Genomic DNA, 15,400 nt, shown 5'->3' on the forward strand with positions numbered 1-15,400 from the left:
AAGTTGCGCGCTCAATAATCATCTCAACGCGACACGCACATATTATACATTATTGCGAATAATATACAGTTTTTGTTTATAAAAAGCATAATTATTGTGCAGATGCACTGTATGAGTATCTTCGTATATTCAATAATCGCATAAAAGGCTGTTGAATTTGTAGTGTTATCGTGTATAGTTATACACATCAATGCAAATTATAAATTCTTAGTAAATAAATGAGGAGAAGAACTATGTTTAAATCTATGAAACCTGTTGCTATTGTTGCATCTTTAGTAATGATTGGCAGTATTGCTGCATGTGGACCTGCTGATTCTAAAAAAGCAGACCCTGATGTTGCTCGTAGCTATGATGTAAGTCATGTGCAAAAAGACGATGCTGTTGCAGCATTAGTTCCAGCAGAAGTTGCGAAAACAGGAGAGCTAACTGTTGGTGTAAACGTAAGTTATGCTCCTGCAGAATTCTTTGCTGCAGACGGTAAAACTCCTGTAGGTTACGAAATTGATTTTTCGAAGGCTCTTGCAAAAGTCATGGGCTTAAAAGCAAAAATTATGCATGCTCAGTTCGACTCAATTATTCCAGCAATAGGAAGCAAATATAATGTCGGTATTTCTGGTTTTACAGTAAATGCTGAACGTATGAAGTCTGTAGACTTTATTACTTACGCAAACGCAGGTTTGTCTTTTGAAGTGCGCAAGGGAAATCCTACTAAAGTAGATCCAAAGAACCTTTGTGGCAAGAAAGTAACTTTGGAAACTGGTACTGTTGGCGAACCTATTATGGAAGAAGCAAAGAAAGAGTGCGCAGCTAAAGGAGATAAGCCTCTTGAAATCATGAGCTTCAAGGAGCAAACTGACGCAACTACCGCACTTATTTCCGGTCGCGCTGACGTTATGTATGCAGATACTCCTGTTGCAGGTTACGCTTCAATTAAGAATCCTGGAAAGCTTGAAATTTTGGAAAACAGCAAGGATTCTGAGCCAATGGGAGCGGCTGTTAAAAAGGGTGATACAGCGATGCTGAAGGCTGTAAAAGCTGGCATTGATAAGCTTATGAAGTCCGGCGTCTACAAGGATATCTTGAAGAAGTGGGGCGTTGAAGATGTTGCTATTGAAAAGTCTGTAGTTAATCCAAAACTATAAAACTTTAGCGATAAAACTTTAGCTATCAAATAATCAAATAATTATTTAAAATGATATCGTTAATCTGAGTCGTGATTTAATTCTCGGCTCAGATTGTTTCGTTACTTTGCTGTTTTGTATAAACGTACTTATTGGAGCATATTTTGAATTCTTTAATTGGTAACTCTTCTAAGAGCAAGTCCGGAGTAGCTAACTCTGAACGTATTTTGCCAGTAAAAAAGCCGGGACCTATTGTTGCTGGAGTAATTGTAGCTGTAATAGCATGTTCGCTTCTTTACAGTATTATTACCAACCCTCGTTTTGAATGGGATGTAGTTGGAATATATCTAATAAGCGATAACGTGCTTTCTGGTATTGGCTGGACGTTGCTTCTTACGCTAATTGCTATGGTAATTTCAATCGTGCTTGCTGTAGGCTTAGCGATGATGCGTAAGTCAATTAATCCTGTGCTTCGTGGCGTAAGTTGGTTCTTTATTTGGTTTTTCCGTGGTACTCCTGTTTATACTCAGCTTGTATTTTGGGGCATGTTTGCAGTTCTTGTGCCGAAAATTAGTATTGGTATTCCTTTTACTTCTGTAGAATTTTGGTCTATCGATTCTAATGTAATTATGACTTCTCTTACTGCTGCTGTAGTTGGTTTGTCTTTGAATGAATCCGCTTATTTGTCGGAAATTGTTCGCGCAGGATTGGAAGCCGTAGATAGCGGACAAGTTGAAGCTGCTAAGGCTCTTGGAATGGGTAGAGCTTTAACTATGAGGCGTATAATTCTTCCTCAAGCAATGCGTATTATTGTTCCTCCACTTGGTAACGAAACAATTGGTATGCTGAAAACGACTTCGTTAGTTCTTGCAGTTCCGTTTACTCTTGAATTGCAATTTGCTACAAACGCTATTGCTAACCGTATCTATAAACCAATTCCGCTTCTTCTTGTTGCAAGTATTTGGTATTTGATTATTACTTCCATTTTGATGGTTTTGCAATACATGCTCGAGAAGCATTTTGCTAAAGGCTTTGAAGCAAGAGATATTGTAAAACATGCTCGACTTAATACTGATTCTGATCAGCGCGGCGATCAATCATTAGATGCTAAACGGAAAAATGTTAAAGGACGAAATGATGCTGCTATGCTCGGATTTAATGCTTAAATAAGCGCATAATAGCTTAAATTTTAAATATTTTTCTTTGTAAACTTTAAATTTTGCATGAAACAAACAAATTGGATGTGAATAAATGGTAGAAGCAAAATCTAATCTTCCTGCGGTTGCTATTAACGACGTGCAAAAATCTTTCGGTCAATTGCATGTACTTAACGGTATTAACATGACAGTGAACCCAGGTAGCGTAACAGTTATTTTGGGTCCGTCCGGTTCTGGAAAATCGACGTTATTGCGTTTAATTAATCAACTAGAAACTTTGACTGCAGGAAGTATAAGTATTTATGGCGAGCGCATCGGCGTAAAGCAAGTAACGCATAAAGGTGAGAAGTGCCTGCAGGCTCTTAACGACAAAGAAATTGCTCAACAACGTGCGAAACTTGGCATGGTATTCCAGCGTTTTAATTTATTCCCTCATATGACGGCTTTAGAAAACGTTATGGAAGCTCCTATTCATGTTATGCATATGAAAGCTCAAGAAGCGCGCGATTTAGCTATTGAAGAGTTAAAGCGAGTCGGCATGGATGATCGTATGAACCATTATCCTGCAGAGCTTTCAGGCGGTCAGCAGCAGCGCGTTGCAATTGCTCGCGCTCTTGCTATGAAACCGGAAATTATGCTATTTGACGAGCCAACATCTGCGCTAGATCCAGAGCTTGTAGGTGAAGTGTTAACCGTTATGCGAAATCTTGCTAAAGATGGCATGACTATGATTGTAGTAACTCACGAAATTGGCTTTGCGCGTGAGGTTGCAGATCAGGTTGTGTTTATGGATGGCGGTGTCATAGTTGAGCAGGGTAGTGCAGATATTATTACTAATCCGCAAACTGATCGTTTTAAAGATTTCCTAAATCACGTATTGTAATTTACGTAAGAAACGTATCTTATTTATGTAGTTTTGCGTAGTTTTTGTGTGCTTCTCTGGCGTGCGCTCGCTCGCATAACGTACAATAGAAGATTATGTGTGGCATTGTAGGATACGCAGGTTTTGGAAAAGTTTGTGCAAAACCTTTAGAAGTTTGTTTAGGTGGGTTAGAGCGTCTAGAATATCGCGGATATGACTCTTCGGGTGTAGCTTTAGTTGCTCCTGGGATGAAATGTGCGACTGTGCGAAAGAAAGCTGGTCGTTTATCTGTTCTTCGCAACGATATTGATGCAAATCCTATGCCTGAAGCGAGTGCAGCTATTGGTCATACTCGTTGGGCTACTAATGGTGCTCCTTGTGACACTAATGCGCATCCTCATACTAGTGCAGATGGCAAAATCGCGCTTATTCATAACGGCATTATTGAAAATGCTGTTGTATTAAAAGAACAGCTTCACGAAGAAGGATACGAATTTTCTTCTCAAACAGATACTGAAGTTGCTGCAAAATTACTTGGCAAAATTGCGAATGATATTGTAGACGAAACTGGTAAGCCGGATTTATTCACAGCTCTTCGTCGTACTGCAAAAATGTTAAAAGGAGCTTTCACATTACTTGCTGTTGACGTTCGTCAGCCAGGTATTGTGGCTGCTGTTCGTCACGATTCGCCTTTGGTTGTAGGTCTTGGAGACGGTGAGTATTTCCTTGGCTCTGACGTTGCAGCTTTTGTTGCTTATACGGATCGAGTCTTGGAAGTTGGTCAAGATCAAGCTGTGTGCATTGGAGATGTAGATGGCAGTGGAAAAGCATCTTTGCTTCTAACTGATTTTGACAATAATATTGTTGAAAATCCTACTTGTTTTACGGTTGATTGGGATGCTTCTGCAGTAGAAAAAGGCGGTTGGGATTCCTTTATGGATAAGGAAATTCATGAGGATCCACATGCTGTTGCTGACACTTTGCGCGGTCGCTTTGACGCGCAAGGAAATATTGTGCTAGATGAGGTGCATATTAGTCAAGATGTTTTGCGTTCAATAGATAAAATTATTGTTGTTGCTTGCGGAACTGCAAGTTATGCCGGATTGGTTGCAAAATATGCTATTGAGCATTGGGTTCGCGTGCCTGTAGAAGTTGAATTAGCTCATGAGTTTAGATATCGCGATCCTATTTTGACTCATCGCACATTAGTTGTTGCTATTTCGCAATCTGGTGAAACAATGGACACGCTTATGGCTTTGCGTCATGCTCGTGAGCAAGGTAGTCGTGTTCTCGCGATTTGCAATACTCAAGGTTCTAGCATTCCGCGCGAATCTGATGCAGTTCTTTACACGCATGCAGGTCCCGAAATAGCAGTTGCGTCTACTAAAGCTTTTGTTGCGCAAATAGTTGCAGCCTATATGCTTGGCCTGTTTTTGGCGCAAGTAAAAGGCACTATGTATCGTGACGAAATTCAGCAAATAGTTGCGCAATTAAAAGAGATGCCGGATAAAATTCAGCACGTACTTGATACGCAATCTGAATCAATTATGAAAGCAGCTGAGCATACTCTAGAAGCTAAATCTTTCCTTTTCTTAGGTCGACATGTTGGCTATCCTGTTGCACTAGAAGGTGCGTTGAAGCTTAAGGAAATTGCGTATACGTTTACTGAAGGTTTTGCTGCAGGTGAGCTTAAGCATGGTCCTATTGCGCTTGTAGATGAAGGTGAGCCGGTAGTTGTGATTGTGCCATCCTCTCGCGGTCGTGATGTGCTTCATGCGAAAGTTATTTCTGGAATTGAAGAAGTTAAAGCGCGCGGAGCTTTCACTATAGCTGTTGCAGAAGAGGGTGATCCAGATGCTTCTCGCTATGCAGATATTGTGTTCTGGCGTCCTAAATGCGCGACTTTGCTAAGTCCTCTTGTAGATGTAGTTGCATTGCAATTATTTGCAATGGATATGGCAAAGTTAAAAGGTTATGATGTTGATAAGCCTCGTAATCTTGCAAAGTCTGTAACTGTTGAGTAAGCGCATAACAACGTTGAGTAACACAAAGTAACGGATGGCAAATCTTATGTCTGCATTTGCAAGAATTTTGCAACAGCGCAATCATTTTTCGCGTTTGCTTCTGTCGCTACTTTGTGTTTTTTCTTTGCTGTTTTCTTGCGGATGTGGAACTAAAGATTCTAGAACTCAAATTAGTGTTTGGTCTTGGGAACCAAGCATGAAGCGACTTGCTGAAGAATTTGAACTACATAATCCGGATGTTCACGTAACTGTAAAAGATACTAGCGGATATAGCAATCTTAATAGCGCTATTCAAGATGGCTACGGTATGCCGGATATTGTTCAATTAGAATATTTTGCTCTTCCGCAATATGCTGTAAGCGGACAGCTTTTAGATATTACTGATCGTGTGAAAAATACTCGCACTTTCTATACTCCTGGAACATGGTCTTCTGTGCAACTTGGTGGACGCATTTACGGTTTGCCAATGGATTCTGGCCCAATGGCTTGGTTTTATAATGATGACGTGTTTAAGCAGGCTGGTGTAGATGCCACAAAAATACATACTTGGGAAGATTACCGTCAGGCTGCTCGTAAGCTTAAAGATATCGGTGTGTATATTGCGTCAGACTCAGGTGACGCGAGTTTTTATAACGCTATGATTTGGCTTGCAGGCGGACACCCGTTTATGACTTCTCATGATGGGAAAACAGTTACTGTTAGATTGAGTAAAGATAAGGGTACTGAAGAGTTCACAAAATTCTGGCAATCAATGATTGATGAAGGCTTGATTGACATTAGAACTACAACTTGGAGTCAACGTTGGAAGAACGGTGTTGGAGCTGGCAAGATTGCTTCTGTCTTTTCAGGAGCTTGGATGCCGTCTTTGCTTTTGGAAAATGTGCCTGGAACTGCAGGATTGTGGAAAGTTACGAATGTGCCAACTATGCACGGCGAAAAGCGTAATGCAGAAATGGGCGGTTCTTCGTTATCTGTGCTTAAATCGAGCCGTAAACCTGAAGCAGCAATGCGATTTGTGAATTTTGTATGCCACGATATGCATGGAATTCGTACTCGTGTCAATGGTGGAGCGTTTCCTGCAGATGTTGTTACGCTTAGAGATAAGTCATTTTTAGATAGAACTACTATTCGTGATTCACGAGGCATTGATATACCTTATTTTGGTGGACAGAAGTTTAATCGTGTATTCGCAGATGCCGCTAATCGCGTGGATACGGGATACAGGTATTTGCCTTTTGAAGTTTATTCGCGAAGTGATTTTAGAGCAACTATGGGTCAAGCATATGACTGGAGTATTAAATCTTTAGCTAGATTAAACGTGCAAGCCATGATTGATGCTGGTGTTACTCGAGATGATGGAAGTAAATTGTGGCTTCCAGATGATCCTGGTAAGCGCATTTCTTTAAAAGATGGTCTTTTATTGTGGGAAAAAGATCTTCAAGAATATGGTTACAATCAAGGATTTGTAGTTAGATAATTTCGTAACTTATTAAACGTAACTTATTAAAATTAAGTGATTTCGTAAAAGCAGCTTAATTTTGCGTAAAAGTAAGATTATTAGCAAAAGTAGTATAAATACAATAGGATAGTATAAATACACATACAATACGTGCGCACGTGATTGCAGATTAACTTAAATCCGCTAAATGCCAATATAGAAAGTAGGCACACATGTTATTAGCAGTAGACATTGGTAATACGAATATTGTGCTGGGTTTTTTGGAAAATAACCGAATTGTTGGCACTTATCGTATGACAACAAAGTCTAATCATACTTCAGACGAGTATGGCATTATGATTGCGCAATTTTTGCATTTAAGCGGATTTAAAATAAGCGATGTTGAAGATGTTATCGTTGCTTCTGTTGTGCCGAAAGTTATGCATTCATTCCGTGCTGGTATTATCAAATTTCTTCATATCGATCCTATGATTGTAGGTCCTGGTGTTAAAACCGGCATGAATATTCGCATTGATGAACCAAGAACTCTTGGAGCGGATTGTTTAGCTGATTGCGTTGGCGCGTTTAGTGAGTATGGAGGATCCGTATTAGTTATTGATTTTGGTACAGCAACAACTTACAACTATGTAGATAAAAGTGGTGCGATTACTTGCGGACTTATTTGCACAGGAATTCGCACTGCAGCTGCTGCACTTTGGGATAACACGGCTCAGCTTCCAGAAGTGGAAATAGCTAGACCGCAGTCTGTTCTTGCAAAATCTACTAAACTCGCAATGCAAGCTGGATTATATTACAGCTTCTTGGGTGGAATTGAGCGCACAATTGCACAGTTTAAAGCTGAAATAGACGAGCCATTTAAGGTAGTTGCTACTGGTGGCTTGGGTAGGCTTTTTGAAAATGACGTGCAATCGATCGACTATTACGATCCGGATCTTATTTTCAAAGGTATGGCTTCGATTTATCAGCGAAACTTGCACTAATAGTAAATATCGTTTATTTGTTGTTTTGTGCTCCAAACGTGGGTAATTTTGCTCGTGTTTGGAGGGGTTTGGGTTGTGTTGTGCTCCAAATGTGAGGGAGGTCTGTCTTCGTCTCGATTGACGAAGGCAGACCTACCTTGCAAGGCTTTTTGTATTTACGAAAGATTGCAAATTCGATTACAAATCCAGGAAAAGCTGGTGGATTCGCGTATCGTCGTCAAGCTCCGGGTGGAAGGATGTGCCGATTTGCTTTCCTTGGCACGCTGCGACAACATGACCGTCTACAGTTGCAAGAGCTTTGGCATTAGAGCCTACTTCTGCAATGTAAGGAGCGCGAATAAACGTCATCGGCACATTGCCTATCTCGCCAAACTCAGCCTCGCAATGGAAGCTTCCGAGCTGACGTCCGTAAGCATTGCGTTTAACTGTTACGTCTAAAGTGCCAAAACCGTTTACTTCGTCACCTTCCACGTTCTTCGCAAGCAAAATCAAACCTGCGCAAGTGCCAAGAACAGGCATTCCGCCTGCTATCCGCTCGCGCAAAGGCTCGAGCATATTTTGCTCACGAAGAAGCTTAGCTTGCACAGTGCTTTCGCCGCCAGGAAGTACTAAGCGGTCAAAAGACTGCTCCAAGTCGCGCGCTTGACGAAGCTCAATAACGCGCGCGCCTAATTTTTCAAGCATTAAGCGATGTTCAAGAAAAGCACCTTGAACAGCTAAAACTGCTACAGTATGAGCGGAGTTATCAGTATTGGTAGGTGAGTTTGACAAAATTACTCGCCTCGCTCAGCCATCAAAAGCTTGATTTCCTGCTCATTAATACCAACCATGGCTTCGCCCAAGTTTTCGGAAAGCTTAGCAATCATCTTGGCATCCTTGTAATTAGTTACAGCTTTAACGATTGCTGCAGCGCGCTTTGCTGGGTCTCCAGACTTAAAGATGCCGGAGCCAACGAACACGCCTTCAGCGCCAAGCTGCATCATTAAAGCAGCGTCAGCTGGGGTAGCAACACCGCCGGCTGCGAAGTTAACAACAGGAAGCTTGCCGTTTTGTGCAACGTACTTTACGAGTTCGAAAGGCACGCGCAAATTCTTAGCTTCTTCAAAAAGCTCATCCTCGCGCATGCTTGTAAGCTTACGAATTGCGGAATTCATCATGCGCATGTGACGCACAGCCTGAATCACGTCACCAGTTCCTGGCTCGCCCTTAGTGCGAATCATGGAAGCACCTTCGTTGATTCTGCGCAAAGCTTCGCCCAAATCCTTAGCGCCGCAAACAAAAGGCACAGCAAAATCGCGCTTATTGATGTGGTACACGTCGTCTGCTGGGGAAAGCACTTCGCTTTCGTCAATGTAGTCGATCTCAATAGCCTCAAGCACCTGAGCTTCAACAAAGTGACCAATACGGCATTTTGCCATAACAGGAATAGACACAGCCTCTTGAATGCCGTGAATCATTGCTGGATCGCTCATACGAGAAACGCCGCCGGCTGCGCGAATATCAGCAGGAATACGTTCCAAAGCCATAACTGCGCACGCGCCAGAATCCTCAGCAATTCGCGCCTGCTCTGGGGTGGTGACATCCATAATCACGCCGCCTTTAAGCATTTGTGCCAGTTGACGGTTCAATGCTGTACGGTCTTCGCCGCTTTTGTTTTGCGGATCCGAGGATTCGTTCACAGTTACCGTAGTATTCAAGTTCTCAGCCATCATTCCTCGCTTTAGCTTTAACATATGAGCTTTTAACATATTAGATACGTGTGTGCATCTTAATATTTCGTGAATTTGCGCGCCTCTACGCTTTAATCTTATGTCGATTATTGCGTACGTTTGCAAGTTTACGTTCTGTTGGAATTTAACCACATTCGTAGGATATATCTCATATGTATTGGTATAAAAATATTACAAAAATATACAAAATATTATTTGATTTTTTGGACGCGCCATAGGTGAGCCTGGCTTGTCAATCGACTACGATTAGTAGTGCCGTCGACTTGTATTTGGGTTTATGTGGTATGCAAATAGTTATGTTTGCAAATGTGCATTTCCAATAAAGCGGCGAGCTATAAGACAAAAATAAATAAAGAATAAATAAAAAAAATAAATAATAACAAATAAATAATGTTTATATGCCATTAAGAAAGGTTTATGGTATGTCTAACAGCAAACCTGAGGAAAGCGTGCACGAAGAAAACGGCGCGACTGAAAAATTCTCCGGTAAAACTAACGATGAAGCTAACAAAAGCACTTCTTTCGCTGCGAGCACTGACTCTTCGCTGAATGAAGCTGAAAAATATGCTTCTTCCGGCTCGAAACGCAAAATGGGCAAGATGTGGCTATTTAGCTTAGCTATTGTTTTTATAGTAGTGTTTAGTGCAATTTTTGCAACTCTTACTACAGCTAATAAACCAAATAAATCAAATTCAGTATCGGAAATTTCGAACAAAACTATATCTATAGGTTTAAAGCTAGCTCCTACGAATCTTGATATTCGTAACCAATCAGGTTCATCGCTTGACCAGTTGCTTATTGGCAATGTGTATGAAGGCTTAGTTGCTCGCAATGCTACTAATCAGGTAGTTCCTTCGTTAGCTCAAAGCTGGGAAGTAAGTAAAGATGGTTTGCGCTACACATTCCACATACGTAAGGGCGCTGTATTTTCTAATGGCGATAAGCTTACTGCGCATGATGCGGAATGGTCGTTTAACGAGCTTATTGCTAAAAAATATCGCGGCTCTAACATGGTTGGAAAAGTTGAGTCTGCTAAAGCAAAAGATGATTACACATTTGAGATTACGCTTAAAGAGCCAAATGCTAAGCTTTTGTGGGCACTTTGCAGTCGTTCAGGTTTAGTTTTTGATAAAAACGCAAAGTATGATGCAAAAACTCAAGCAGTCGGTTCTGGACCGTATTTAATTGACAAATTTGTGCCAAATGATCGCGTTGTTTTAAAAGCAAATCCGCGTTATAAAGGCATTCATCGTGCGCAAACTAATAAGATAGTAGTTCGCTATTTTGTTGACGATAACGCAGCGGTTGACGCACTTTCTTCCGGTTCTGTGCAAGCATTAGCTCCTATTTCTGGTCAACTTGCTAAGCCTTTTAAAGATGATTCCAAGCGTTACGATGTCAGTGCAGGTAATGGCACAGATAAATTTGTTCTAGCTATGAATATGAAAGGCGAACGTACTAAAGATAAGCGCGTGCGCAAGGCTATTCGTTACGCGATTGATCACAAGCAAATTATTGCATCTCGTGGCGGCACGGATTTAGCTCTTGGCGGTCCAATTCCTTCTCTTGACCCTGGTTATGAGGATTTAACTAAGCTGTATCCGCATGATTTGAATCGCGCTAAGGCGTTAATGAAGGAAGTTGGATTTGACGAATCACATCCTATGGATTTGACGCTTACTTATCCGAATATTTACGGCACGCAAATTGGAGATCAGCTGCGCTCGCAATTGAAGCCTATTGGAATCAATTTGAAAGTTAATATTGTTGAGTTTACTACTTGGCTTCAGGATGTTTATAAGAATAAGCAGTATGATTTGTCGATGGTTGATCACAATGAGAGTCATGATTTTGGGCAGTGGGCAGATCCTACGTATTACTACGGATACGACAATAAGCAAGTCCAGGATTTGTATGCTAAAGCTATGCTTTGTGCGGATCCTAAAGAGTCAAATAAATTGCTTGCTAAAGCTGCGCGAATTATTAGCGAGGAGGCTCCTGCTGATTGGCTGTTTAACTATCGCGTTGTAACTGCGAAGGTGAAGAATCTTGAAGGAATGCCTTTTGACATGAATCAAGAGATTTTGCCGCTATACAACCTTCGACTTAGCTAGCGTATAACGAACTCTGCGCTAGTGTTCCAAAATAGACAGAATGAGACACTAGCGCAGCGCGACGACCTGCCTAAGCGCTGCGATTTAGCGCGCGAAGGCAATTCGGAGCGGAAACTCGCTTAAGTTGGAAGTCCAGTGGACTTCCAACGCGAGTTTCGTAAGCGAGCGCGTAATCCGCGCGAGCGTAATCTGCGCGAGTGTCCCAAAACATGCAAAATGAGACACTCGCGCAGCGCGCAAACTGCACTAGTGTCCGAATTTGTGTATTTGTGGTGCGTTTCGACTAGAAGAACGTAGAAAGGAGGCATTTTATGTTTCGTATGATTTGCTACAGAGTATTGCTGTTTATTCTTGCTTTACTTGGCATTTCTGTAGTTATTTTCATATCGTTACGTGTACTTCCGGGCGATGTTGCGCAAGTTATGGCCGGCTTAAACGCTCCTCGCGGAAAAGTAGAGGAGCTTAGAGCAGAACTTGGTATTAATAAACCACTTTTTACGCAGTATGTTGACTGGATTTGTGGTGTTTTCCGCGGTGACTTTGGTGTGTCTATGTTGACTGGTCGTTCTGTAAGTTCAACTATTGCGATGCGTGCTTCTATTACTTTTCCGCTGATTCTTTTGGGTCTGTTTATTGCTTTAGTAGTTGGTATTTCGCTTGGATGTTTGCAAATTACTCATGAAGGCAAACTTTCACAGGCAATTACGCGCTTTTTGGCTATTACGGCAGGCTCTGTTCCAGCATTATGGGGTTGCATGCTACTTATTTTGCTATTAGGACGCGGTATTGGCGTGTTCAGTTTGTTGCCAACTCAAGGTTTCCCTACAGATGGCTGGAGCGAATTTTCTGAAGCTTTTGAGTCTCTTCTTATTCCGGCTCTTACAGTCGGACTTATTGTTGGCTCTAGTTTTATGCGTTACACAGCTGCAACTGTTGAAAATATTGTTAAAAGTGAAGTAGCTTCTCAAGCTATGGCTTGCGGAATGACTCGCAAACAAGTTGTGTGGCGTGTTGGTTTGCGACTTGCTCTTCCTCAACTCGTATCTGTTATTGGTTTAACTTTCGCTCATATGGTTATGGGCGTGATGGTTATTGAAAACCTGTTCTCCTTACCGGGTATTGGTACGGGAATGGTTCGAGATGTTGGTTTGCGCGATCTAATTGCAGTGCAAGGTGAGCTTTTTATGCTTGCTGCGCTGTTCTTACTAATCGGCTTTGTGGTTGACATTACGCACCGACTACTTGACCCTAGGTTATCTAAAGATAGTTTGAATTAATTTCCTATTGTTGAATCTAACATGCGAATAAGGTGAGTTTTTATGTGCAATATGTCTAAAAAAAGTATCAAAGTAAAATCTACTTTATTTAAGCGCGTATGGAATGCTACTTTCGGTAAATTTGTGTGTTTAACGTTTGCAATATGGTTTTTTGTTGCTTTGCTTTCGCTTTTATGGACTCCGTATTCACTTTTAGAAACTAACGGTTTTAAAGTATGGCAGAAGCCGTCTTTTTCGCATTGGCTTGGCACGGACGGCACTGGTTCAGATATGCTTAGTTGGCTTATGGCAGGTTCAAGAATTGAGCTGATTCTCGTTTTTTCTACTGTTCTAGTTGCTGCTTGTGTTGGGTTTATTGTTTTGAGCTTTATGATTTCTAGTTCACAAATTGTTCGCACAATAAGCATTATGTCTGTTGACGCATTGATTTCTATTCCAACTGTTTTAATTGCGCTTATGCTTGCAGTTCCGTTTGGAGCTAGTGTTGTTGTGATTGTTATTGCTTGTGGAACTGGCTATGGCTTGAATTTAGCACGTATTGTACGGCCAAGTGCGCAGCTTGCGTTGCAATCTGATTATGTGACTTCAGCTGTTTTGCAAGGTTCCTCGCGTAAATATGTTCTTATTCATCATGTTTTACCAAATATTATTCCTGTTGCTTTTGTCGAGCTTTCTCTTTCTGCAGGAACTGTTATTTTGGCTGAAAGCGGCTTAACATACTTGGGTATTGGAGTTCCTGCTGGAGTTCCTAGCTGGGGGCGCGTGTTGGCTACTTCTGTTTCGTTAATTCACGTAAATCCTTTATCGGTTGTCTGGCCAGGTTTGATTGTGACTGTGGTTGTTGTTGCTCTTAATCTTTTTGGTGACGTATTGCGCAAAGTTTTAGATCCTTCATCAAAAAGTGCGAATAAAGTAGGGGAAAAATGAGCTTAAATATTCAAAATCTCACGCTAAAACTTGGCGGAAAACTAATTCTTGACAACGTATCAATTGAGATTTCTGACGGTGAGCGTGTTGGCTTAGTTGGTTCTTCTGGCTCTGGCAAATCTATGCTAATTCGAGCTATAACTGGATTATTGCCGTCAAATGCTGAAATTTCAGGCTCTTGTATGCTTGGCAATCTTCAAACAGTTAAAGCAAAAGATGAAAATTTAGCTTCTATTCGCGGAAAATACGTTGGTGTAGTATTTCAGCAAGCTAATAGAGCGCTTAATCCAATGTTAAGCGTTGAAAAACAAATTTCTTTGCCTTTGCGAATACATTACAATCTAGACGATGACGATATTCACAATCGAGTATGCATTATGCTTGAAAAAGTAGGGTTGTCGAAAAATCTCGCATCTAAACGCACATTTGAGCTTTCTGGAGGCCAACAGCAGCGAGTTGGTATTGCTACAGCTTTGATTACCTCTCCGCGTTTAATTTTGGCTGATGAGCCTACTACTGCGCTTGACTCGGTTACGCAAAGTGAAGTTGTGCGAATGCTTGCTTCACTCGTAGATGATATGGGCGCTTCAATGCTTTTTGTAACGCACGATTTTTCTGTGCTTTCGCATGCTGCTAATCGTTGCTATGTGCTCGATTCTGGGCGTGTGGTCGATAGCGAAAATGTTAAGAATTTGCTTGATAATCCGCGTATTTCTTCGACTAAGCAATTAGTGAGCGCTGCTAAAAAGTTGACTTTTAGAGCGCAAAATTTGGGATCTAAAAATTTGGATTCTGCAAATTTGGATTCTGCAAATTTGGATTCTGCAAATACTGATTTTGTAAATACTGGTTCTGTAAATACTGGTTCTGTAAACGTTGATTCTGAAAACGCTGATTTTAAGGAATTTAATTCCCATATTGGCAACAGTGAAGAAAATTCGCTTATAAATGCAAAAAATATTCACGTTACTTTAGGTCGCGCAAAAACTCGTGCTGAAGTGTTAAGCGGTGTAGATTTAAATCTTAATATTGGCGAATCTTTGGCGATTATTGGCGGATCTGGCTCCGGCAAAACAACTCTTATACGCGCTATGCTGGGGCTTGAAACTCTTTGCGAAGGAAACGTTACTTATTGCGGTGAAATCGTAAATAATGCAAATTTATTAGAAGTAAATAAAAATGCTTGTACGCTTATGAGACGCGAATCGTCGCTTGTATTTCAGCATCCGTTTGCTGCATTAGACCCACGCTGGACAGTTCAAAAAAGCGTTGCTGAGCCTCTTAGAATATGGCGAAAATCGCTTAAATTAGACGATGCAACTATTGAACAGCGTGTTTGTGAAATGCTGAAATTAGTAGGCTTAAAACCTGAAGATTTTTTGGAACGTCACCCTCATGAGCTTTCTGGCGGTCAAGCGCAATGTGTTTGTATTGCTCGCGCATTAATCAATAATCCTCGAGTTTTGCTTGCTGATGAGCCTATGAGTGCAATTGACGTTGCTGAAAGAACTCGCATTTTAGACGCTTTTGCGTCCATTCGCTCTGAGCGTAAAAATATGTCATGCATATTTGTAAGTCATGATTTGGGTATGATTCGGCATTTAGCAACGCGAGTTATTGTTCTTAATGAAGGAAAAGTTGTGGAATGTGGCAGTGTAAATGATGTGCTCAATAATCCACAAAATGACTACACTCGTGCTCTTGTAAACGCAGCAATCATGTAAATAAATCTTTCAACTAATAAATCTT

Annotated in this window: 12 protein-coding genes; 10 read left to right on the forward strand and 2 right to left on the reverse strand. The window is 41.1% G+C overall.

Annotated features, from left to right (window positions below):
- Nucleotides 1-233 precede the first annotated feature (233 nt).
- From AC1EKT_RS00595 to AC1EKT_RS00620, 6 genes are all read left to right on the forward strand, one after another.
- Nucleotides 234-1,142, forward strand: a complete 909-nt coding sequence (locus AC1EKT_RS00595; RefSeq protein ID WP_415683780.1) for an ABC transporter substrate-binding protein — start codon at nt 234-236, stop codon at nt 1,140-1,142.
- A 143-nt stretch (nt 1,143-1,285) separates the two neighbouring features.
- Nucleotides 1,286-2,287 (forward strand): amino acid ABC transporter permease, encoded by a 1,002-nt coding sequence (locus AC1EKT_RS00600; RefSeq protein WP_415687627.1) that lies wholly within the window; start codon nt 1,286-1,288, stop codon nt 2,285-2,287.
- Nucleotides 2,288-2,372: 85 nt separating this feature from the next.
- The gene (locus AC1EKT_RS00605; RefSeq protein WP_481615870.1) at nt 2,373-3,161 is read left to right on the forward strand and encodes an amino acid ABC transporter ATP-binding protein; all 789 of its coding nucleotides are present in this window, start codon (nt 2,373-2,375) and stop codon (nt 3,159-3,161) included.
- Nucleotides 3,162-3,256: 95 nt separating this feature from the next.
- Nucleotides 3,257-5,164: a glutamine--fructose-6-phosphate transaminase (isomerizing) gene (gene glmS / locus AC1EKT_RS00610; protein ID WP_421789708.1), complete on the forward strand. Its 1,908-nt coding sequence runs from the start codon at nt 3,257-3,259 to the stop codon at nt 5,162-5,164.
- A 46-nt stretch (nt 5,165-5,210) separates the two neighbouring features.
- Nucleotides 5,211-6,641, forward strand: a complete 1,431-nt coding sequence (locus tag AC1EKT_RS00615; protein WP_481616000.1) for an ABC transporter substrate-binding protein — start codon at nt 5,211-5,213, stop codon at nt 6,639-6,641.
- 194 nt (nt 6,642-6,835) lie between these two features.
- Nucleotides 6,836-7,603 (forward strand): type III pantothenate kinase, encoded by a 768-nt coding sequence (locus AC1EKT_RS00620; protein WP_421785149.1) that lies wholly within the window; start codon nt 6,836-6,838, stop codon nt 7,601-7,603.
- A 177-nt stretch (nt 7,604-7,780) separates the two neighbouring features.
- Here AC1EKT_RS00620 and pdxT read toward each other — a convergent pair whose 3' ends face one another.
- Nucleotides 7,781-8,374: a pyridoxal 5'-phosphate synthase glutaminase subunit PdxT gene (gene pdxT / locus AC1EKT_RS00625; RefSeq protein ID WP_481615871.1), complete on the reverse strand. Its 594-nt coding sequence runs from the start codon at nt 8,372-8,374 to the stop codon at nt 7,781-7,783.
- 2 nt (nt 8,375-8,376) lie between these two features.
- On the reverse strand, nt 8,377-9,312 hold the full coding sequence (pdxS, locus tag AC1EKT_RS00630; RefSeq protein ID WP_076002965.1) for a pyridoxal 5'-phosphate synthase lyase subunit PdxS: 936 nt from the start codon (nt 9,310-9,312) through the stop codon (nt 8,377-8,379).
- Nucleotides 9,313-9,755: 443 nt separating this feature from the next.
- Between pdxS and AC1EKT_RS00635 the strand changes: the two genes are divergently transcribed.
- The 4 genes from AC1EKT_RS00635 (at nt 9,756) to nikE (ending at nt 15,375) form a co-directional block, all read left to right on the forward strand.
- Nucleotides 9,756-11,447 carry an ABC transporter substrate-binding protein gene (locus AC1EKT_RS00635; protein ID WP_481615872.1) on the forward strand — a complete coding sequence of 564 codons (1,692 nt, stop codon included), beginning with the start codon at nt 9,756-9,758 and terminating at the stop codon, nt 11,445-11,447.
- Nucleotides 11,448-11,758: 311 nt separating this feature from the next.
- On the forward strand, nt 11,759-12,724 hold the full coding sequence (locus AC1EKT_RS00640) for an ABC transporter permease (RefSeq protein ID WP_391495911.1): 966 nt from the start codon (nt 11,759-11,761) through the stop codon (nt 12,722-12,724).
- Nucleotides 12,725-12,766: 42 nt separating this feature from the next.
- Nucleotides 12,767-13,651: an ABC transporter permease gene (locus tag AC1EKT_RS00645; protein WP_415683784.1), complete on the forward strand. Its 885-nt coding sequence runs from the start codon at nt 12,767-12,769 to the stop codon at nt 13,649-13,651.
- Nucleotides 13,648-15,375 carry a nickel ABC transporter ATP-binding protein NikE gene (gene nikE / locus AC1EKT_RS00650; protein ID WP_481615873.1) on the forward strand — a complete coding sequence of 576 codons (1,728 nt, stop codon included), beginning with the start codon at nt 13,648-13,650 and terminating at the stop codon, nt 15,373-15,375. The genes AC1EKT_RS00645 and nikE overlap by 4 nt, the downstream gene beginning before the upstream one ends.
- Nucleotides 15,376-15,400: the final 25 nt, after the last annotated feature.

This window comes from Bifidobacterium sp. C0047B3 (assembly GCF_056590535.1).